Origin of the sequence: Marinobacter sp. LV10R520-4, from assembly GCF_002563815.1 — a bacterium.
In the GTDB taxonomy this organism is placed as follows: domain Bacteria; phylum Pseudomonadota; class Gammaproteobacteria; order Pseudomonadales; family Oleiphilaceae; genus Marinobacter.
This window is the reverse complement of sequence record NZ_PDJM01000001.1, coordinates 866129-887483: the sequence shown is the minus strand read 5'-3', so window position 1 is coordinate 887483 and position 21355 is coordinate 866129. Positions and strand designations below refer to the sequence as shown.

16 protein-coding genes are annotated in these 21355 nt (G+C 55.3%); 10 read left to right on the top strand and 6 right to left on the bottom strand.

Annotated features, from left to right (window positions below; all coding sequences use genetic code 11):
- Nucleotides 1-39: 39 nt before the first annotated feature.
- The gene (gene ssb, locus ATG98_RS04145) at nt 40-624 is read left to right on the top strand and encodes a single-stranded DNA-binding protein (RefSeq protein WP_098421730.1); all 585 of its coding nucleotides are present in this window, start codon (nt 40-42) and stop codon (nt 622-624) included.
- Between the two features lie 166 nt (nt 625-790).
- Complete coding sequence (locus ATG98_RS04140) at nt 791-2968, top strand: DUF3141 domain-containing protein (protein ID WP_098422214.1); 2178 nt, start codon at nt 791-793, stop codon at nt 2966-2968.
- Between the two features lie 62 nt (nt 2969-3030).
- On the opposite strand, the gene glnG is transcribed toward ATG98_RS04140, so the two are convergent.
- The 4 genes from glnG to glnA all read right to left on the bottom strand — a co-directional run bounded on the left by glnG (nt 3031) and on the right by glnA (nt 7898).
- Complete coding sequence (gene glnG, locus ATG98_RS04135; protein WP_098422213.1) at nt 3031-4476, bottom strand: nitrogen regulation protein NR(I); 1446 nt, start codon at nt 4474-4476, stop codon at nt 3031-3033.
- A complete protein-coding gene (gene glnL, locus ATG98_RS04130) occupies nt 4473-5633 on the bottom strand; it encodes a nitrogen regulation protein NR(II) (protein ID WP_098422212.1) in 1161 nt (386 codons plus the stop codon). The genes glnG and glnL overlap by 4 nt, the downstream gene beginning before the upstream one ends.
- Before the next feature lie 118 nt (nt 5634-5751).
- Nucleotides 5752-6273: a DUF4124 domain-containing protein gene (locus tag ATG98_RS04125; protein WP_098419629.1), complete on the bottom strand. Its 522-nt coding sequence runs from the start codon at nt 6271-6273 to the stop codon at nt 5752-5754.
- Nucleotides 6274-6494: 221 nt separating this feature from the next.
- Entirely contained in the window at nt 6495-7898 is a 1404-nt protein-coding gene (gene glnA, locus ATG98_RS04120) for a glutamate--ammonia ligase (RefSeq protein WP_098419628.1), read from the bottom strand.
- 533 nt (nt 7899-8431) lie between these two features.
- On the opposite strand from glnA, the gene typA reads away from it, so the two are divergent.
- The 5 genes from typA to ATG98_RS04095 all read left to right on the top strand — a co-directional run bounded on the left by typA (nt 8432) and on the right by ATG98_RS04095 (nt 14323).
- On the top strand, nt 8432-10243 hold the full coding sequence (gene typA / locus ATG98_RS04115) for a translational GTPase TypA (RefSeq protein ID WP_098419627.1): 1812 nt from the start codon (nt 8432-8434) through the stop codon (nt 10241-10243).
- 137 nt (nt 10244-10380) lie between these two features.
- Nucleotides 10381-11340 (top strand): prolyl aminopeptidase, encoded by a 960-nt coding sequence (pip, locus tag ATG98_RS04110; protein WP_098422211.1) that lies wholly within the window; start codon nt 10381-10383, stop codon nt 11338-11340.
- A 127-nt stretch (nt 11341-11467) separates the two neighbouring features.
- Nucleotides 11468-11920 carry a D-aminoacyl-tRNA deacylase gene (gene dtd, locus ATG98_RS04105; RefSeq protein ID WP_098422210.1) on the top strand — a complete coding sequence of 151 codons (453 nt, stop codon included), beginning with the start codon at nt 11468-11470 and terminating at the stop codon, nt 11918-11920.
- A 337-nt stretch (nt 11921-12257) separates the two neighbouring features.
- Entirely contained in the window at nt 12258-13325 is a 1068-nt protein-coding gene (locus ATG98_RS04100; RefSeq protein ID WP_098422209.1) for a porin, read from the top strand.
- Nucleotides 13326-13423: 98 nt separating this feature from the next.
- Nucleotides 13424-14323 (top strand): CYTH domain-containing protein, encoded by a 900-nt coding sequence (locus tag ATG98_RS04095; RefSeq protein ID WP_098422208.1) that lies wholly within the window; start codon nt 13424-13426, stop codon nt 14321-14323.
- On the opposite strand, the gene mgtE is transcribed toward ATG98_RS04095, so the two are convergent.
- Nucleotides 14320-15663: a magnesium transporter gene (mgtE, locus tag ATG98_RS04090; RefSeq protein WP_098422207.1), complete on the bottom strand. Its 1344-nt coding sequence runs from the start codon at nt 15661-15663 to the stop codon at nt 14320-14322. The genes ATG98_RS04095 and mgtE overlap by 4 nt on opposite strands.
- Before the next feature lie 3 nt (nt 15664-15666).
- Complete coding sequence (locus ATG98_RS04085) at nt 15667-16836, bottom strand: potassium channel family protein (protein WP_098419621.1); 1170 nt, start codon at nt 16834-16836, stop codon at nt 15667-15669.
- Nucleotides 16837-16930: 94 nt separating this feature from the next.
- On the opposite strand from ATG98_RS04085, the gene glnE reads away from it, so the two are divergent.
- The 3 genes from glnE (at nt 16931) to ATG98_RS04070 (ending at nt 21344) form a co-directional block, all read left to right on the top strand.
- Nucleotides 16931-19831, top strand: coding sequence for a bifunctional [glutamate--ammonia ligase]-adenylyl-L-tyrosine phosphorylase/[glutamate--ammonia-ligase] adenylyltransferase (gene glnE, locus ATG98_RS04080; protein ID WP_098422206.1), 2901 nt, complete (start codon nt 16931-16933; stop codon nt 19829-19831).
- A 73-nt stretch (nt 19832-19904) separates the two neighbouring features.
- Complete coding sequence (locus tag ATG98_RS04075) at nt 19905-20831, top strand: branched-chain amino acid transaminase (RefSeq protein ID WP_098422205.1); 927 nt, start codon at nt 19905-19907, stop codon at nt 20829-20831.
- Nucleotides 20832-20939: 108 nt separating this feature from the next.
- Nucleotides 20940-21344: a DUF6165 family protein gene (locus tag ATG98_RS04070; RefSeq protein WP_098422204.1), complete on the top strand. Its 405-nt coding sequence runs from the start codon at nt 20940-20942 to the stop codon at nt 21342-21344.
- The last annotated feature ends 11 nt before the right edge of the window (nt 21345-21355 follow it).

The following is a 21355-nucleotide window of genomic DNA, read 5'->3' as shown; positions in this document are numbered from 1 at the left end:
GAGCGCGAGCCGCCGCGACACTTTATTCAGGAGCAGAACATGGCACGAGGCATCAACAAAGTCATTTTAATCGGTAACCTGGGGCAAGACCCAGACACCCGTTATACCCCCAACGGCAACGCCGTGGTTAATCTGAGTATAGCCACCGACGAAAGCTATAAAGACCGCCAAACCGGGCAAATGGTGCCAAAAACCGAATGGCACAAAATTGTCATGTTCGGCAAAGTGGCAGAAGTAGCGGGCCAGTACCTGCGCAAAGGTTCGAAGATTTATATTGAAGGCAAACTGCAAACCCGCAAATGGCAGAACAAGGACGGCCAAGACGTTTACACCACCGAAGTGGTTGTGGATATTAGCGGCCAGATGCAGATGCTGGACAGCCGCAATAGTGACGGCGGCGGCATGAGCCAGGGCCAGCAAGGCCAGGGCCAGCCGCAAAATCGCCCGCAGCAGGCGCCTGCGCGTCCACAGAATGCCAATCAGCCTCCGCAAGACGACGGCGGTTATAATCAGGGCCACCAGAACGACCATTACAATCAGCAACCGGCCAACGCTCCGTCATCGCCGCAGAAAAACACCATGCCGGATCCGGTGGACGATTTTGATGATGATATTCCGTTTTGAGGAATAAAATGGTTGGCGTGTAGAGTATTTTGATGTGTAAGCCCCGCTAAATGCGGGGTTTTTTTGCAGACCATGACGGGCTGCCCGCGCTATAAAAAAGAATCAGCGTTACCTACTGAGACTTTTAGTATTCCGTAGTCCGTATGGCGGATTTAGGAGCGAATAAATGAGTGCAAATCCTCAGCCCGCAGGCATTCCTAGCGGGCATGCCATTGCTGAATACGCAATCGATGCGCTTCAGCGCGGGGTTCTGTTCTGTGACGTATTGCGCCAACGCAGCCAAGATTATTACCGACACAAAGCGATGATCATGCCGCACGTGTTGGGCTTCGATCTTGAGATGATTCTGGATGCGCGAAACTTCCAGCGCCCCGTCAATTTCTGGCTTGCCCGCATCGCTCCTCCCGCCGGTGTAGTTATCGACGCGCTTAAACGGCCGTTCGTGGTGTTCGATCCCCGGGCAGGCCAAGGGCCCGGAATCGGCGGCTTTAAGGCCGACAGCGAGCTGGGCGTAGCCATGAAGGCCGGGCATACCTGCTATTTCGTGGGCTTCACGCCAGACCCTATGCCGCACCAGACCATCGACGACGTTATGCATGCCCATGGGCATTTTCTCGAGGCGGTTATTGCTTGCCATACCGAAGCCGAAGGCATGCCTTGCGTTATTGGTAACTGCCAGGCGGGCTGGGCGGTGATGATGCTGGCGGCTGTGCGGCCGGAGTTGTTTGGGCCGATTATTATCGCCGGAACGCCGCTGTCGTTCTGGGCAGGCTTGAAAGGGCAGAACCCGTCCCGTTACTCCGGCGGAATGGTGGGCGGCAGTTGGCTGACGGCACTAACCAGTGACATTGGTGGCGGGACATTCGACGGCGGCCACCTGGTCAGCGGTTTCGATAATCTTGACCCTGCCAACAGCCTTTGGAGCAAGTACTACCACCTCTGGGCCAATATCGATACCGAGGCGCCAAGATTTCTCGAGTTCGAAAAATGGTGGGGCGGCCATGCGGATTTATCCGCCGAGGAAATGCAATGGATTGTCGACGAGCTGTTTATCGGTAACCGGATGGCAACCGCAGAACTGGTCAGTGGTGATGGCACCAGGATTGATCTGCGCCACATCCGCTCGCCAATTCTGTGCTTTTGCTCCGAGGGCGACAACATCACTCCGCCGCCCCAGGCGCTGGGCTGGATTTGCGATTTATACAGCTCGGACGAAGACATTTTCGCCGCCGACCAGACCATCGTCTACGCGATTCACGAAAGCGTTGGCCATCTTGGCATCTTTGTTTCCGGTAGCGTGGCCCGCAAGCAGCATCAGGAGTTTTCCTCGAATATCGACCTTATCGATGTTCTGCCCCCGGGGCTTTATCAGGCGGTTATGACGCCAAAAACCGACAGCACGGTTAATCCGCAATGGGTTGAGGGTGATTGGCTGGTGCGCTTTGAGCCGCGTTCGTTGGCAGACGTGGCAGCGATTGTTCAGCCAAACCTGGACGACGAGCGGCGCTTCGCAACGGTCAAGCGGATTTCGGATATCAACCTTGGTCTTTACCGCACTCTTCTGCAGCCCTTGGTACAGGCCCAGGCCAAAGTAATTGCTGCGGTGAGCGCCCAGGCCAATGCGGATGTGACGGAGTGGCTGCATAGATTAACGCCAGCCGAGCTGCCCTACCATCTGTTTTCTGAACGTAATCCGCTAATGGCACCGCTTGCCAGCCTGGCTGAGCGGGTGAAAAAAGCGCGTAAGCCAGTCTCTGACGATAACTGGCTGGTCAAACAGCAGGAAAGTTACTCCTGTTCCGTGGTGGCTGCTCTGGATGACTGGCGCGACTTTCGGGATGGCGCCATCGAGCGCTGTTTTATGACGTTCTACGGCTCCCCTGTTGTTCAGGCGATGGCTGGCCTGAAAACGACAGGCGGGCCGCCTCGGCCGCACCCTGGCAAGACACCGGAAAGTATCGCCCGCGTTGAACGGTGCATGGCCGAAAACCACGGGTGCATTGGCGACGGTGGCGTGCACGAAGCCGTGGTGCGCGGTCTTGTGTATATCGCAATGGGCGGAGGCGGAGTTGATGAGCGGGCCTTTAACGCCCTGCGTGAGATTCATGCCGAATACAGCACGCTTTCGCTGGGCTCATTTAAAAAAACCGTGCGCGAGCAGTTTTTTGTCCTGCGACTTGACCAAAAGGCCGCGCTCGACACCATCCCGGTAATGCTGTCTGTTGAAACTCAGTCCAAAGACAGGGCGCTGAGTGTGATTCACCGGGCGGTATCCGCTGCCGGCAAGCTGACTGCCGAGCAGAGCAGGCGGCTGGCGGTGATTGAAGGACTGTTTGCAGAGTAAGACGGGGACGGATTTCAAATCCGTCCCCAGAGACACGTCCCCAGGAACAGACGGGGACAGATTTAAAATCTGTCCCCAAGACCAGCGTCCGGTGAGTCCGCCGAATTCAGCTCCAGCTCATTGATTTTGCGGGTTAGAGTGTTGCGGCCCCAGCCCAGTAACAAGGAGGCGTCGCGGCGGCGGCCCGCGGTGTGGTGCAGGGCTGCGTTGATCATGATTTTTTCAAATTCTGGCAGCGCGCCGGTCAGCAGATCACTGCGGCCGCGCTTGAACTCCTGTTCAGCCCAGAGGCTGAGGGCCTCTTGCCAGGTTTTGCCGGTGGCGGTGCTGGCGGCTTGTTGGCGCAGCTCTGGCGGCAGATCGTCGACGTGAACCTCACGGCCACTGGCCATCACCGTTAACCAACGGCAGGTGTTTTCCAGCTGGCGCACATTGCCGGGCCAGGGCAGGGTCGACAGGTAAGCCTCGGCGTCTGGGCGCAGCAGCTTGGCGTCTACGTTCAGCTCTTTTGCCGCACGTTTTAAAAAATAGCCCAGCAGTTGCGGTATGTCTTCCCGGCGCTCGGTCAGTCGCGGCAAGTGTATGCGTATCACGTTCAGGCGGTGGAACAGGTCTTCGCGAAAGCTGCCGGCCTGCACCAGGGTTTCCAGGTTTTGATGAGTGGCGGCAATAATGCGCACATCCACCTTGACCGATGTGGTACCACCCACCCGGTAGAACTCACCGTCGGCCAATACTCGCAGCAGGCGGGTCTGGCTGTCTGCGGGCATGTCACCAATTTCGTCCAGAAACAGGGTACCACCGTCGGCTTGCTCGAAGCGGCCCTGGCGCGTATTGGCAGCCCCGGTGAACGCGCCTTTTTCGTGGCCAAACAGTTCGGACTCCACCAGGTCTTTTGGAATCGCGGCCATATTCAGCGCAATAAACGACTGCCCGGTGCGCGGGCTGTGGTTGTGCAGGGCTTGCGCCACCAACTCTTTGCCGGTGCCGCTTTCGCCGTTAATCAGTACGGTAATATTTGAGTGCGACAGCCGGCCTATGGCGCGAAACACCTCTTGCATGGCCGGTGCTTCGCCAATAATTTCGGCGCTGCCCGCTGTTTTTTCATGAACGCTGTCGGTTTTTGCCCGCCTTTCGCGGCTGTGGCCTGCGGCGCGCTGAACCAGGGCCACGGCGTCGTCCAGGTCAAACGGTTTTGGCAGGTAATCAAACGCGCCTGTCTGGTAGCTGCTCACGGCGCTTTCCAGGTCAGAATGGGCGGTCATGATAATCACCGGCAGGCCGGGGTGGCTCTCGGTAATGCGCGCCAACAGGCTCAGGCCGTCTATGCCCGGCATGCGAATGTCGCTTATGATAACGTCGGGCTGCTCGTGCTCGAGCTGGCGCATGATGTTGTCACCGTTGTCGAAGCTGCGGGTGCGCAGTCCGGCCTGGGTCAGCGCCCGGTCCAGTACCCAGCGGATGCTGCGATCGTCATCAATAATCCAGGCCACTGTCGACGTACTCATGTGCACTCCTCAAGGGGCAGGTAAATAACAAAGTTGGTGTGTCCGGGCTCGCTGTTGCATTCCACCAGCCCATGGTGGCGGCCAATAATGCTCTGGGTAATGGCCAGTCCCAGGCCATTACCGCTGGCGCGCCCGCTGATCATCGGGTAAAAAATATTCTGTTGCAGCTGTGGGCTGATGCCCGGGCCATTGTCGATAACGTCTACCCGGCAGACCAAACGGTGGCGCACCGGGCCTATGGTGAACTGGCGCAGGGCACGGGTGCGGAAGGTTATGGTGGCCGGCTCGCTGGTTTTGCTGGTTTTGCCGGTTTTGCTTGAAGAGTTGCCATGGTTGTGAGGGCCACCATGACTATCAGAGTTGCCAGGGCCGTCAGGGCTTTCCAGGCAAGCTTCCATCGCGTTGCGGGCAATATTCAAAAACGCCTGAATCAGCTGTTCGCGGTCAGCGCAGAACTCCGGCAGGCTGGGGTCGTAATCCCGCTTAAACGTCAGTTTGCCATGGCTTTCGGCCTCTAGCAGCGCGCGCACCCGTTCCAGAACCTCGTGGACGTTGGTGCGGATGAGCCTGGGTGCTTTGTTGGGCCCCAGCATGCGGTCAACCAGGCTACGCAGCCGATCGGCTTCGTCAATGATCACTTGGGTGTATTCGCGCAGTTCGGCGCTTTGCAGCTCTCGGTCCAGCAGTTGCGCCGCGCCGCGTATACCGCCCAGGGGGTTTTTGATTTCGTGCGCCATACCGCGCACCAGCACCCGATTGGTTTCCTGCTGCGACAGTATGTCTTCTTCACGGTTAATGCGCAGCAGCTGGTCGCGGCGCCATATTTCCAGCAGCAAATCACCTTCCGAGCTAATCGGCGTTACCGTGTAATCCACAATCATGCGCGCACCGTTCACCAGCATGTACTCCACCTCATGCTGGCTGAAAGACCGTCCGTGGTCGGCTGCGGCTTTCAGTCGGCGTTCGGTATCGCCGGCAACCAGCACAATAGCGCTGAAAGCCATGCCATGGCTGCGGGTTGCGCTCACCGCCAGCAGATTTTCAGCGGCCGGGTTCATATAGCGAATAAGCAGATTGCGGTCCATCACCAGCAGCGCGGTGCTAAGGCTGTCAACAATCTGTGGGTAACCGGTCACCGGGTTTGAAGCGTTAGCCATAACAAGCGGGTTCGCTGTATTTGAGTGGGTCTGGCTTTAGCAGACGGCCTGGGTCTAAAAAAAGCAAGAACCGGGCCAGGCTAAGAGTCATTAGCACTACTCACACCCGGGCGAACGCTCAGTTTAGGCGGGAAGGGCGGTGAATGGTGAAGGTAATGCCGGTGCCTGAACCAACCTGAACACCACTACGGTTCACGATGTTGACTCCGGCCTGATGGGTACCGCGGTCCATGTTCTGCACCAAAATAGTGCCTGACGTGCTTTGGCCAACGGGCTGGCCGTCCAGGGTGACTTCGTACTTATGCCCATCGCGCAGTTGCGGGCTGCTGATCACGTTGAATTCTACGTCGCCATTGCCGCTGTTAAACGCCTCGTTATTTCGCGGGTAAGCGATCTTTACCAGCTCATAAAGGGGGCTTGGCGGCTGTTTCTGCTGTGGTTGTTCAAATTGTTCCAGGTCCTGCATTTTCGGCAGCGTAATAGTGGTTACCGGCCTTACCTGTATGGCTTCGGCACCCGAAGAGGGCTCGTCAGAAAAGGTCACATTGCCTTGGGCGTCTACCTGGCGATACACCTCGGCCTGCGCCGCTCCATTGATCAGTAACAGGGTTGCAGCAGCAATCACAATAGCCGGTTTCATCACGCTTTCCTCGGGGCTGTGTATGAGCTTGATTATCAGCGCCCGGGCGCTTTAATTCAACGCTGCTCGGTGACGATGCAGACACAAAAAAATCGCAGGCACAAAAAACCGGAGGAGCTGATGGGCAGCTGCTCCGGTTTTTTTGTGGTGTTGCCAAGGGGGCTTTTGCGGGGACAGATTTGAAATCTGTCCCCGGTTTGTCCCCGATCTGTCCCTGGTCCTTAGCAGGAGTAGTAAAGTTCGAATTCAACCGGGTGAGTGGTCATGTTCATGCGCTCTACGTCAGCACGCTTGAGGTCAATGTAAGCGCGAATCATGTCTTCGGTGAACACGCCGCCACGGGTCAAAAACTCGTGATCGGCTTCCAGGCACTGCAGCGCTTCCTGCAGGGTCTCGGCCACTTTTGGGATGTTCAGTGCTTCTTCTTTTGGCAGATCGTAAAGATCTTTATCCATGGCGTCGCCGGGGTGAATCTTGTTCTGGATGCCGTCCAGGCCAGCCATCATCAGCACTGAAAATGCCAGGTAAGGGTTAGCCGCCGGGTCCGGGAAACGCACTTCAACGCGGCGCGCCTTCGGGCTGTTCACGTAGGGAATCCGGATAGAAGCCGAGCGGTTGCGGGCAGAATAGGCCAGCATCACCGGGGCTTCATAGTGCGGCACCAAACGCTTGTAGCTGTTGGTGGCAGGGTTGGTGAACGCATTAATCGCTTTGGCGTGCTTGATAATGCCGCCAACGTAATGCAATGCCATTTCACTCAGGCCCGCGTAGCTGTCGCCGGCAAACAGGTTCTTGCCATCTTTGCTCAACGACATGTGTACGTGCATGCCTGAACCGTTATCACCCACAACGGGCTTGGGCATAAAGGTCGCGGTTTTGCCGTAGGCATGGGCCACGTTGTGCACGCAGTATTTCAGAATCTGCACTTCATCGGCTTTTCGGGTCAAGGTAGCCGCGCCAACGCCAATTTCACACTGGCCAGCGGTGCCCACTTCGTGGTGGTGCACTTCAATTTCCAGGCCCATAGACGCCATAGCGCCGCACATGGCGCCGCGCAAATCGTGCAGGCTGTCTACCGGAGGCACCGGGAAGTAACCGCCTTTTACCCGCGGGCGATGGCCAGTGTTATTGCCATCAAAATCGTTGCCGGACGACCAGGCAGCCTCTTCGGAATGAATCTCGTACATGGAACCCTGCATGTCGGTCTTCCATTTCACCGAATCGAACACAAAGAACTCGGGCTCTGGGCCAAACAAAGCGCTGTCGGCAATGCCGGTAGACTTCAGGTATTCCTCGGTGCGGCGTGCGACTGAACGAGGGTCGCGCTCGTAGCCTTGCATGGTGGTGGGTTCCACAATGTCGCAGCTGATGTTGACGGTGGATTCTTCGGTGAACGGGTCAACCACGGCGCTGCTGTCATCCGGCATCAGAATCATGTCGGATTCGTTAATACCTTTCCAGCCAGCAATCGAAGAGCCGTCGAACATTTTCCCGTCGATGAAAAAGTCTTCAGAGGCTTCGGTGGCCGGCATGGTTACGTGGTGTTCTTTGCCATGGGTATCGGTAAAGCGCAAGTCGATCCACTTCGCCTCGTGCTGGGTGATCAAATCAATGGTTTTGGACATCTGCATGCTCCGATGGGGGTGTGAAAGCCAATCTGTTTCAGGATTTTTTTTCAGGATTTGCGAAGCTTAGCAAATGCCTGTGTGAGTTACCTGCCTTTTAGGTCGCCGCTATTTGCCTTGTTACTGGCTCTGTTTCGGCCTTTGCACAATGCCAAGCAAACAGCTTGCCAGTTTCCATGTGGCCAAGCCTATAGGCCTGAACCCTACAGAATGACGGGTTAGCGCGCAGGGTGTAATCGCTACCCAGTGCTGTAAGTGGGTGCCCTTGCATCATATTGGTGCGGCTTTCAGTTTTTCGCCCGATACTGGTGCGCACATTGTTCACGAAATAAACATTCACGCGCATATTATCGAAACCGACTTTTCGCTATAATGCGCGGCCCTCATTGTTCTGGCGATTACCTTGTGCCGGAGCCTGGCCACGCCCAGTGCCAGCGAATGGGTTCATTTTATAGATTTGAGACGGTCCAGGTAAGGCCCAGCCTTCTTAGCGCCCTCTCAGGTCATTGTAAGCACGCCGCAGGACTAAAGTTGTGATTGATAAACTTCGTAATATCGCCATTATTGCCCACGTTGACCATGGTAAAACCACGCTGGTCGACAAACTGCTGCGCCTTTCTGGCACATTGGACCGTAAAGAGCTCGAAAGCGAGCGCGTTATGGATTCCAACGATCAGGAAAAAGAACGTGGCATCACCATTCTGGCCAAAAACACCGCGCTAAAATGGAACGGATACGACATCAACATCGTAGACACCCCGGGACACGCCGATTTTGGCGGCGAAGTGGAACGTGTAATGAGCATGGTGGATTGTGTGCTGCTGGTGGTTGATTCCATCGACGGCCCCATGCCACAAACTCGCTTTGTAACCCAAAAAGCCTTTGCTGCGGGTTTGCGTCCGATCGTCATTGTTAACAAAATTGACCGCCCGGGCGCCCGCCCGGATTGGGTTGTAGAGCAGGTATTTGATCTGTTTGACAGCTTGGGCGCTACCGATGAGCAGCTGGACTTCCCGATTGTTTACGCCAGTGCGCTTAACGGTATTTCCGGTTTGGAGCATGAAAACCTGGTCGACAACATGGACCCGGTATTCCAGGCCATCGTTGACCACGTGCCGGCACCGAATGTTGACCGGGAAGGTGCTTTCCAGATGCAGATATCGCAACTGGACTACAGCAGCTTTCTGGGCGTTATCGGTATCGGTCGCATTGCCCGCGGTAAGATAAAAACCAACACACAGGTGATTGCCATCGGCGCCGACGGCAAAAAGCGCCAGGGCCGTATTTTGAAAATTATGGGCCACTCCGGCCTGCATCGGGTTGAAGTGGACGAAGCCCAGGCTGGCGATATTATTTGTATCAGCGGTTTGGACCAGATTCACATCTCCGACACCCTGTGTGACATCAATAACGTAGAGGCTTTGCCGCCGCTGACGGTTGACGAGCCCACCGTGTCCATGACGTTTCAGGTCAACGATTCGCCCTTCTGCGGTAGAGAAGGCAAGTTTGTGACCAGCCGTAACATCAAAGATCGCCTTGAAAAAGAGCTGCTGTACAACGTAGCCCTGCGGGTTGAAGACGGCGACACCATGGACAAATTCAAAGTCTCTGGCCGTGGCGAGCTGCACCTGTCGGTGTTGATTGAAAACATGCGTCGGGAAAACTTCGAACTGGCCGTAGGCCGCCCGGAAGTGGTCATCAAGGTAGTGGATGGGGTAAAGCAAGAGCCCTATGAAAATGTCATCGTTGACATTGAAGAGCAGCACCAAGGCCCGTTGATGGAGCAGTTTGGATTGCGCAGGGGCGAACTCACCAACATGGTCCCCGATGGTAAAGGCCGTATGCGTCTGGAATACACCATTCCGGCCCGCGGTTTGATTGGTTTTCGGAACTCGTTTCTGACCATGACGTCCGGTACCGGTATTCTGACTTCGACCTTCAGCCATTACGGCCCGATCAAGGCCGGCGAAGTCACCAGTCGCCAGAACGGCGTGTTGGTTTCTATGGCCACAGGGACAGCGCTGACTTACTCGCTGGAAACCCTGCAAAGCCGCGGCAAGCTGTTCCTTGACCCAGGCCAGTCTGTTTACGAAGGTCAGCTGTGTGGCATTCACAGCCGCGACAGCGATCTGGTGATCAACCCAACCAAGGGTAAGAAACTGGATAACATGCGCGCGTCTGGCAAAGACGAAGTGATTCCTTTGGTTCCGCCCATCAAGCACACCCTGGAGCAGGCGCTGGAGTTTATTGGTGACGACGAGCTGGTGGAAGTAACGCCCAAGTCGATCCGTTTGCGTAAAAAGCACCTGACTGAAAACGATCGTAAGCGCGCCGGCAAGAAGTAACGCTGGCAGCTTAGTAAAAAACCGGCCGCTGGAAACATCGGTCGGTTTTTTTTGGTGTGCCGTTCACCAATCGTCCCCCCCGCTGCGCGGTAACTTCGCTACACTAACGTCATCATTCCTATGACTGCGGAGCCGCCATGCGCACCTTGTTCCCCGATATAAAGCCCTACGCCACGCATCGGCTAGCGGTTGAAGAGCCCCACCAACTTTACGTTGAAGAAAGCGGTAACCCTGATGGCATACCGGTGCTGTTTATACACGGCGGCCCCGGTGCAGGTTGCGAGGATTACCACCGCCGTTTTTTTGATGCCGAACGGTTTCGCATTATTCTGATGGATCAGCGCGGCGCAGGGCGCTCAACGCCGCTGGCGGAACTTGCCAACAACAGTACCGATCGTTTGATTGCGGATATAGAAACCCTGCGGGAATTTCTGGGTATTGACCAGTGGCTGCTGTTCGGTGGCAGCTGGGGCTCTACCTTAAGCCTGGTGTACGCCCAGACCCATCCGCAGCGGGTAACGGGTATGGTGTTGCGGGGTATTTTTCTGTGCCGGCCCAAAGATATTCACTGGTTCTACCAGAACGGCGCTAGCCGGGTGTTCCCCGACTACTGGGAAGATTACCTGGCGCAGATTCCAGAACACGAGCGTGGCGATATGGTGCCGGCCTACTACAAGCGCCTGACCAGTCGCAATGAACTGGAGCAGATTCAAGCGGCAAAGGCCTGGTCTATTTGGGAAGGACGCTGCGCCACCTTGCACCCCAATCCAGACGTGGTGGAACACTTTGGCCACCCCCACGTGGCAATCGCCCTGGCGCGCATTGAATGCCACTACTTTATGAACCAATCGTTTCTTGAGCCCGACCAAATCGTGCGCGATGCCCACAAGCTGGCAGACATCCCTGCGGTAATTGTGCACGGCCGTTACGACATGGTTTGCCCGCTGGACAATGCCCTGGCTCTTAGTCGCGCCTGGCCAAAAGCCGAGTTGCAGATTATTCGCGATGCCGGCCACAGCGCGTCAGAACCCGCTATTGTGGATGCACTGATGCGTGCAGTGGAAAACCTGGTCGCAAAAACCGAGCAGGCGAGCTGACAAAAACCTGCATACAAAGGTGATAAAGTCAGGTGCTGATCCCCGTGGGGTTGCCATCCCGAGCCAGCATGGATAAACTCTTGCCGTTCCGTAACAAACTGTCGACTCCCACCCACGGGGATTTCGAATGAAAGCACTGCTCCAGCGTGTGACAGAAGCCAAGGTCACCGTCAACGGCAATACCATCGCGAGTATTGGCCGCGGTGTTTTATTGTTACTGGGAATCGAGCAGTCAGACACGCCGCAACAGGCAAAAGACCTGTGCCGGCGAGCCATCAATTATCGTATTTTCCCCGATCAGCAAGGCCGCATGAATCTGAGTCTGAAAAGTCTCGGCGGCAGCCTGCTGGTTGTTCCCCAATTTACCTTGGCCGCCGACACCAGCACTGGCGCCCGTGCCAGCTTTTCTAAAGCAGCCGCACCAGACGCTGCCCGGGATTTGTATAACCAGTTTGTGGTGGAAGCTTCCAGCACCCTGGGTGAAGGCAAAGTGGAACAGGGTAAATTTGGCGCGGATATGCAGGTGGGGCTTATAAACGATGGCCCTGTCACATTTTTACTGCAGTCGAAGGCTGCATGAATAGCCGAAAAATTGTAAAGATAGATTTTTTGATTATTAAATATGCAAAGAAATCGCTAAAAAAGCCGATAAATGCACATTAAGAATTTGCAAAATACCTGCGGGTGTATTAAAAAGGTCATGTAATGTGAAGCATGAAAAATGCTCGCTAACTCATTGAGAGTCAAGCCGGACAATAAGAAATAAGTAGAGAGTTACAACGTCAGTCAGTGTGTGTCACGAAAGTGACACAGAGTTTATGGATGATTTAGTCCACTCAAGCTGGCAAGCGGTATCGAAAATAGAGACTCATCTCGACGTTAAAACCTGAATAAAACCCCAAAAGGAAGACGTAAAAATGAAAAAGACACTAATCGCATCGGCTATCGCCGCGATCTCCTTCTCTGGCGCAGCTGCTGCTCAAGCAACAATGTCTGCTTCTGAAATGGCAGCCAAAATGGATTCTATGCCGCAGGTGTACGGCAACATTCAGTTGGCTGTTGTTTACGACGACATTAAAGATGGCCCCAACTCAATCGATCACGCTGATAACGGTTCCACTATCGGTGTGAAACACGATCACATGATCGCTCCTGGCCTCACCGGTTTCTTCAAAGCTGAATTGGAGTTTGAAGCGGATGACAAAGCCACTAGCACCGGTCTGGACGACTTTGATGAAGCTTACATCGGTGTGAAAGGCGATAGCTTTGGCCAAGTATGGATTGGTTCAGATGACTCGACTTACGAGCGTGCTGTTGACGAAATCTCAAACTTCTGGGAAGTGGCTTCGCTGAATCTGGGCGGCGGTTATGACACAGGCGAAGGCGACCTGATTCAATACATGACTCCGTCTTTTGGTGGAATGACCTTGGGCGCAGCGGTTCAGGTAAACGGCGATGACAAGGATGGCGGAAAATCTTATCCGTACCAGCTGTCTGCTGTTTATGCTGTTGACGCACTGGAACTAGCGTTTGCTATGGATTCAAATGATGGCGCTAGTGCTTACTCGAAAACATTTAATGTCGGGGACGTTTCTACTCAATCCGCCAACAATGAAAACACCTATGGAGTGCGCGCTAGCTACAACATGGACAGCCTGCGCTTAACTGGTCAAATCCAGACCCGCAAAGATGTTGCTGACACTTACGGTTTGATGGGTGTTTACACTCTGGGCCAAAACCAGTTCGCACTGTCTTACGAAGTTCGTAACCTGGATGGCGCGGCTAAAGACCTTGCCAGTGGCGAAGATACTACCGACACCATCTCTATCCAGGCCCTGCGTAACGTGTCTGACAACCTGTATGTATATGTCGAAGGCTACATTGGTGGTGGTGATGACGTGTACGAATACACCGACTCAAACGGCCTCGACGCTGTTTCTGACGAGCGCACCGTTGCAGCCATCGGCGCAACCTACTACTTCTAATTCAGCTAAGTTAATTAGCTAATTCGGTAGTAACAAAAACCGGTGATCTTCGGGTCATCGGTTTTTTTATAGCTGAAATATGTGTAAACGGAGCATTTATGGCTGTTGAACTGGAAATCAAACTGACCCTGTACCCGCAACAGATTCCGCAGGCCGTGGCCTGGCTGTTGGAACAGCCGCAAGCCAGCGAGGGCGGGCGGAAACGCCTGGTGAATACTTACTACGACACCCCCGACAACCAACTGAACGGTCAACGAATCGCCCTGCGTTTAAGGCAGGCTGGCAGCCGCACCATACAAACCCTGAAAACCCAGGGCGAATTTGTCAACGGCGCCCACAAACGCAATGAATGGGAATGGGAAGTGCCCGGCCCTAATTTGCAGCTGGGCTTGCTGGCAGACACGCCGCTGGCGGACAACGTGAATCTGGCGCGGCTGGCACCGGTGTTCCAAACCAACTTTGAGCGCCAGGTGATTATGCTGGCGGACGATAACGCCATTATTGAAGTGGCGGTGGATACCGGCGAAGTTATTGCCAACGGACAAAGTCGCGCGCTCTGCGAAATTGAATTCGAACTAAAATCCGGCAACCCGGACAGCCTGTTGATCTGGGCGCAAAAGCTGGCGCAACAATGCCCGGTGTTTTTGAATCTGGTGAGCAAAGCTGAGCAGGGTTATTTTCTGGCGGATGAATCACTGGCTACTGCACGTGCTATTGAGAGTGATGATGAGAGTGGCGGTGAGGCGACAGCCTCTTTGAACAGGCTGCTCCAGCGTTTGAGTCAGAGCTGGCTAAAACAGCAATCCGTAAGCATGAAGCGTCTGAATCTTGATGCCCTGGTGCAGCTGGTGGCGCGCGGCAACATGGTTCAGCCCTGGTCAGAGCTTGCGGAACAACTGCAAAACGGCACTAAGGTCAGCGATCTGTTGCAGCAGCCATTACTGGGTCAGGTCCAGTTGGCAATGCTGCGGCAAGTGGCGGACGAGCGGGGTGCCTAAGGGCTGAGGATAGCCGTGGCTATGGTGAAGTAAATCAATACTCCGCTAACGTCGGCTATGGTGGTTATCAAAGGAATACTGGCGGCTGCGGGGTCTATGCCCAAGCGGTTCAGCAGCAGCGGTAGCAGAATGCCAATCAGGCCGCCAGCCAACACAACGGCCACCATGGTAATTGCAACGATGGTGGCAATGGCCAGTTCGGTGCGGAATATACCCACCGTCCATACGGTTATGGCCATGGTCAGCCCCAGGGCCGAGGCCACAACCAGTTCTTTCTTGAACAGTTTCAGCCAGTCGCGGTTAACCACATCGCCGGTGGCAATGCCGCGCACCACCAGTGTGGCCGACTGCGCACCGGCGTTACCGGCGCTGGCCACCAGCAACGGCATGAAAAATAACAGCGCCAGATGGGCGCCAATAAGTTCTTCAAAATGAGCAATGCCGGCGCCGGTAAAAATATTGGCAAACACTAGAATCACCAGCCACTGAATACGCGAGCGATACAGTGAAAACGGCGATGCGGCATTAATGCCGTTATCCAGGTTGCTCACCGAGCCGCCTTTGTGGATATCTTCGGTGGCCTCTTCTTCGATGACGTCCATGGCGTCGTCGTAAGTAATAATACCTATCAGCCGGTTGTCAGCGTTTAGCACCGGCAGCGCCAGCAGGTCGTATTTTGTGATCAGTCGCGCCACCCCGTCTTGCGAGGTGTCGGTGTATGCAAACACCAGCCCGTTGGCAATCAGCGAATCAATAATGGTGTCTGGCGGCGCAATAATCAGCCGGCGCAGCGATACAACACCAATCAGGGTGTGGTGTTCGTCTACCACATAGGTCTGGTAAATCGTTTCTTTGTCGGTGGCGGTGGCACGCAAAATGTCGATGGCGCTGCCCGCGCTTATGCCAGATTCGAACATGGCGTAGTCGGTGTTCATCAAGGCGCCGGCGGTGCCTTCTTCGAACGCCAGAAGGCTGGTCAGGTCCTCCCGGTCTTGATGGCCCAGGAGCTTAATCAGTAGTTGCTGGCGCGATTCATCCAGCAGGTTAAAAAAGTCGGCGCGATCATCCGACGGCATTTCGGTGGCCAGCTCTGCCAGTTCGGCCAGCGGCGTGGCCTGGGTCAGGGTTACCTGATCGGCGGAGTTAATGTAACCCAACACCTTGGCCCGCAGCGCCATCGGCAGCTTCTGAAACAGGCCGTTGCCGGCGCTGTTGCCGATATTCTGCTCAATAAACTCGGCAAGGTCGGCTGCATTGAATTGCTGGGCAGCGTCAACCACCGGCTGGTGCTGGCCGGTGCCTAAAGCGTCAATCAGAAGCTGGAAGGGAATCGGTGTCATAGCTCAGCTCTCAGCGTCACTGCTCTGACTGTCTCGCCATTTTTCCAGAAACTTCCGGTAGCGCTCCAGGGCTTCTTTGACGACGTCCAAACCTGGGGTGTCACTGGAGCGTACCAGCACAATCAGGCCTTTGCCTTTTATTGGTTCTTTGATGTGTGGCTGGCAAATCACCTCGCCATCGTCGTCTATGTAGGCCAGGGCGGTGCCTATGTCGTGGCGAATCAAAGCGCTGACGATGTCGGCCCAATTCAGGTCTTCCAACAGCAAATCGTAGCGGTGGGGGTGGTCATGTTCATAGTTGAACAGGTCTTCCAGCACTTTCTCTGAGCCGGGCGCCACCACCGCGCGCACCATAATTTCCGGATAGGTGCGTATTGGCCGAATCACTGCGCGTATGCCTAGCGCTTTCAAACGGCTGCGATTTCTATCGGCCACACACTCTGAGGTGGTTTGGTAGCCCATGTTGAGTTCACTCAGGCGGTAGGCAATGTCGAACGTTATGCTGTCGGCATTGGCGTCGTTTTCATCGGTGGTCAATACCACAATGTGCCGGGCGCTGCCGGCGTGAACCGCCTGCAAGGCAGACGGGTCAGACCCGGTGCCGTGAAAGTGCACCAGGCCCATATCAGTCAACTCGGGTGGCAAGCCGTCGGGAAACTGGCGGGTGAGCAGCATAATAGGAATGGTTTCATACCCGGGGTTGGAACGTATTTGCGACGCAAAGCGCAAAAAATACTGCTCGCCGCCGTGCTGCGGTGTGTTGATGATAACAATGTGCTCATTCATTTTGTAAATCCAAAGTCCGCGTAGAATACGTTCCCGGCGATAAAACCGGTATTCGATGAAGTCGCTGATAATCAGCGTGAGCACCGTAATGGCGCCTATAAACAACACTATAATAGTACTTAAGCGGCCAATTAGGGTTTTCGGCGCGTAATCGCCGTAGCCTACGGTCGACACGGTAGTCATGGTAATCCATATCGATTCGAACAGGGTCAGGTCTTCCACTGCCCAAATCACCAGAACCTGAAAGGTTAGCAACCCGATCAGCATCGCAAAAAGCGTTTTCATGCGCTTGCGGATCAATCCGCGCATGGGCAGGTGCGATTGAGCGCTTGAGTGAGAGTAAGACTGAGAGTGTTCGGCGTTCAGTGGGAGGCGATTGCGTTGCATCCGGGCGCTGGTGTCCTGTGGGTCTGATTCGTTATACAGTACCTTTAATAGGGTACTAAACCAAAAATATAACAGAGAAACAGAGGTTTGTTTTATGTCTCAGCCTTGGAGCGCACTGCCGCAGGTTTTGGCTGCCGACGTTGCCGGGCGCTGGCCGGCCATTTTTGCAGACGGCGTGCCTTCCTGGCTCACAGAGTCTGGCGCCATTAACACCGAACTGCTGGCGGCGGCCATTGGCAGCAGCCCTTTTTTGGGCCAAACCCTGGAGCGGCAACCTGATGCGGTACGCGAACTGCTGGCCTCACGCTGCCTTAGTGAGCCCACCACTGTCGCCTATGTGCAACAGCGCTGGCTAGAATATCTGGCGCACATTAGTGACGAGCCGGGCCTGCATCAGGCTTTACGATGTTTCCGCCGGGAAATCCAGTTTCGCATTATCTGGCGTGACCTTCTGCGCCAGGCCGACCTGGCCGAAACCATGGCCGCCACCAGCGGTTTTGCCGATATCTGCATAGATGGCGCACTTGGCTGGCTTTATGACAGCGCGTGCGAACAGTTTGGCACACCTTGGGGTATCAACCCGGTCAGCGGCGAAGACGCACCGCAAAAAATGGTGGTGCTGGGCATGGGCAAACTGGGCGGGCGCGAACTGAACGTGTCTTCCGATATAGACCTGATATTTGCCTTTCCCAGCAAGGGCGAAACCCGCGGCGGGCGGCGTGCCTTAGACAACCAGCAGTTTTTTGTTCGCCTTGGCCAGCGGCTGATTCAGGCGTTAGACCAGATAACCGCTGACGGTTTTGTGTTCCGGGTAGACATGCGCCTGCGGCCCTATGGCCAGAGTGGCGCCCTGGCCCTCAGCTTTGCCGCGCTGGAGACCTATTATCAAGACCAGGGCCGCGACTGGGAACGCTATGCCATGGTTAAGGCCCGGGTAGTAGCTGGGGATCAAGAAGCCGGTGTGGTGCTGATGGAAAGCTTGCGGCCGTTCGTGTATCGCCGCTATGTGGATTTTGGTGCTTTTGAATCTTTACGCAGTATGAAAGCCATGATTGGCCGCGAAGTGCGCCGCAAAGGTCTGGAAAACAACATCAAGCTGGGTAGCGGTGGCATCCGCGAAATCGAGTTTGTGGTGCAGGCGTTCCAGCTGATTCGCGGTGGCCGCGACCGGGAACTGCAGCAGCGCGAATTGCTGCGGGTGCTGAACGAATTTCTGGAGCTGGAACTGCTGCCGCCTCAGGTAATCAGCGAGCTGCGAGCGGCCTATGTCTTCCTGCGCAATCTGGAACACGCGCTACAGGGCATGGAAGACCAACAAACCCAGTTATTACCGGACACCGACCTGGCCCGCGCCCGAGTGGCGCATATTATGGGTTATAGCAGTTGGCCGCTGTGCCAGCAGCAGCTGGATGAGCACCGGGCGCAAGTGGCTACGCACTTCAGCAATATTATCACCAGTGATGATGACGACAGCCCCCAGAACAACCTTGATGATGGCTGGCAAGAGTTGTGGCTTTGCGAAATGGACGAGCCAACCGCCTTGGCCTGGCTGGTTGAAAAAGGTTTTGAAGCGCCAGAAGAAACCCTGGCCGCATTAACCAACCTGCGCACCAGCCGCACCATAAAATCGCTGCAGACCCAGGGCCGAAAACGCCTGCACCAGTTTATGCCCATGCTGCTGGCCACCTTGACCGAAGTCGAAAACCCGTCCCATACCTTCGGCCGGGTGCAGCCTTTAATAGAAGCCATACTGCGCCGTACCGCTTACATGGTGCTGTTACTGGAAAACCCGGGGGCCTGTTCCCAACTGGTGTCCCTGTGCAGTGAAAGCCCGTGGATAGCGCGCGAACTGGCCGACACGCCGCTGCTACTGGACGAGCTTTTAAACGCTGAAAGCTTGTATTACCCACCCGCCAAAGCTGAACTGCAGGACGACTTGCACCAACAGATGCTGCGCATTTCCTATGACGATCTGGAAGACCAGATGGAGTCTTTGCGGCATTTCCGCAAAGCCCATACCTTGCGGGTGGCTGCCGCTGAAATGAAAGGTACCCTGGCGCTGATGAACGTCAGCGATTATCTGACCTGGATTGCCGAGGTAGTGCTGGAACACGTGGTGGATGTCGCTTTTGCCAATCTGGTCAGCCGCCACGGCTATCCGCGGCGAGCCGATGGTTCGGTATGCGATTCGGATTTTGCGGTGATTGGGTATGGCAAGCTAGGCGGTATCGAGCTGGGCTACAGTTCCGATCTGGACTTGGTGTTTGTCCATAGCGCCGACCCCCAACAAAGCACCAATGGCGAAAAGTCCATCGACAACGCGGTGTTCTACACCCGCCTGGGTCAGCGCATTGTGCATATTCTGAGCACCCAGACACCCTCTGGCCAGCTTTACGATGTGGACATGCGGCTGCGCCCGTCTGGCAGCTCAGGCCTGCTGGTAACCACTTTGCAGGCCTTTGAAAAATATCAGCACACTGACGCCTGGACCTGGGAACACCAAGCTCTCGCCCGCGCCCGCGGCATAGCCGGGTGCCCGCGTACTCTGGAAGTCTTTGAACAGATCCGCAAGAGTACCTTGTGCCAGCACCGCGACCGGCTGGCGCTGCGCAGCGAAGTAGTGGCCATGCGTGAAAAAATGCGCACCAGCCTGGCTACTCCTGCCAGCCGCCGAGCCGAGATGTTCCACGCCAAACAGGACCCGGGTGGCATTGTGGATATCGAGTTTCTGGTGCAATACCTGATGCTGGCCTGGAGCGAAGAATACCCCACATTAACCCGCTGGCCAGACAACATTCGCCAAATGGAAGAATTGGGTCAGGCCGGCGTATTGCCCACAAGCGACGTTAAAACACTACGTGCGGCCTACATTGCGCTGCGCTCCGCCATTCATCGCCGCACCCTGCAAGATTTGAACAGCCATTTGTCTGGCGATGCGTTCATTGCAGAGCGGGATTTTATCCGTTCCATCTGGCAACGGGTCATGATTGAATAACGGCTAAAACTTTTCCCGGTGATCCTGATAGAATACCGATCCCACAAGAACTGTTTTTCTGGAGCAACCTAGTATGTCGATGGCTGATCGTGATGGTGTTATTTGGCTGGATGGAGAAATGGTGCCCTGGCGTGAAGCCAAAGTGCATGTACTGACCCACACCCTGCATTATGGTTTGGGCTGTTTTGAAGGCGTGCGAGCCTACAACACCGATGAAGGCGCCGCTATTTTCCGCATGAAAGATCACACCGACCGGCTATTCCGTTCAGCCCACATTCTGAATATGAAAATGCCGTTCAGCAAAGACGAAATCAACGCCGCCCAGCTGTCTGCGGTACGGGACAACAATCTGGACGAAGCCTACCTGCGCCCAATGGTATTTTATGGCTCCGAAGGCATGGGCCTGCGAGCCGACAACCTGAAAGTGCACGTAATGGTCGCGGCCTGGAATTGGCCATCGTACATGTCGCCAGAAGCCAAAGAGCTCGGCATTAAGGTGCGCACTTCGTCTTACACCCGCCACCATGTGAACATCACCATGTGTAAGGCCAAGGCTAACGGCAACTACATTAACTCCATGCTGGCGCTGCAAGAAGCCGTCTCCAGCGGATGTGAAGAAGCCCTGCTGCTAGACAACGAAGGCTACGTGGCTGAAGGCTCGGGCGAGAACGTCTTTATTCTGCGCAACGGCGTGCTGCATACACCGGAACTGACCTCCTGCCTGGAAGGCATCACCCGCCAGACCATCCTCGATTTCGCCAAAGAACTGAACATCGAAGTGAAAGAACGCCGCATTACCCGCGACGAAGTCTACGTGGCTGAAGAAGCCTTCTTCACCGGCACCGCCGCCGAAGTGCTGCCCATCCGTGAGCTAGACGGCCGCGCCATTGGTACGGGTAAGCGTGGTCCGTTGACTGAAAAATTTCAGGCTATGTACTTTGACGCGGTGAAGGGCAAGGCGCCGGAGCGTAGGGATTGGTTGTCGGTGGTTAATGGCTGATAGCTGATAGCTTAAGAGTTGATAACTCAAGGCGAAAAGGCTGCTGTCCGTTGCGCGCAATTGCACAGCAGCTTGCTGTTTTAATGATTGATTTTGTAGGTGTAGCCAATGGCAGATGTCATAAAAGTTCCGGTTTCCTTCGGTGAAGTTCTCGACAAAATCACGATTCTTGAAATCAAGTCGGAACGCATCAACGATGAAGCGAAGCTCAAAAACGTCAAGCTGGAACTGAACGAGCTAAACGCAACATGGACTGATGCGGTCAGCGACCAGAGCGCCATCGCGCAACTGCGACAGCAACTCAAGGCGGTCAATGAAGAGCTTTGGGTGATTGAAGACGACATTCGTGATCAGGAGGCCGACCAGAATTTCGGTGCCCGCTTTATTGAATTGGCACGGGCGGTTTATGTCACCAACGACAAGCGCGCGTCTTTGAAGAAAGACATCAACCTGGCTTTGGGTTCGCGCTTTGTTGAAGAAAAGTCTTACCAGGACTACACCGCTCGCAAGTAACTGCTTCTCGC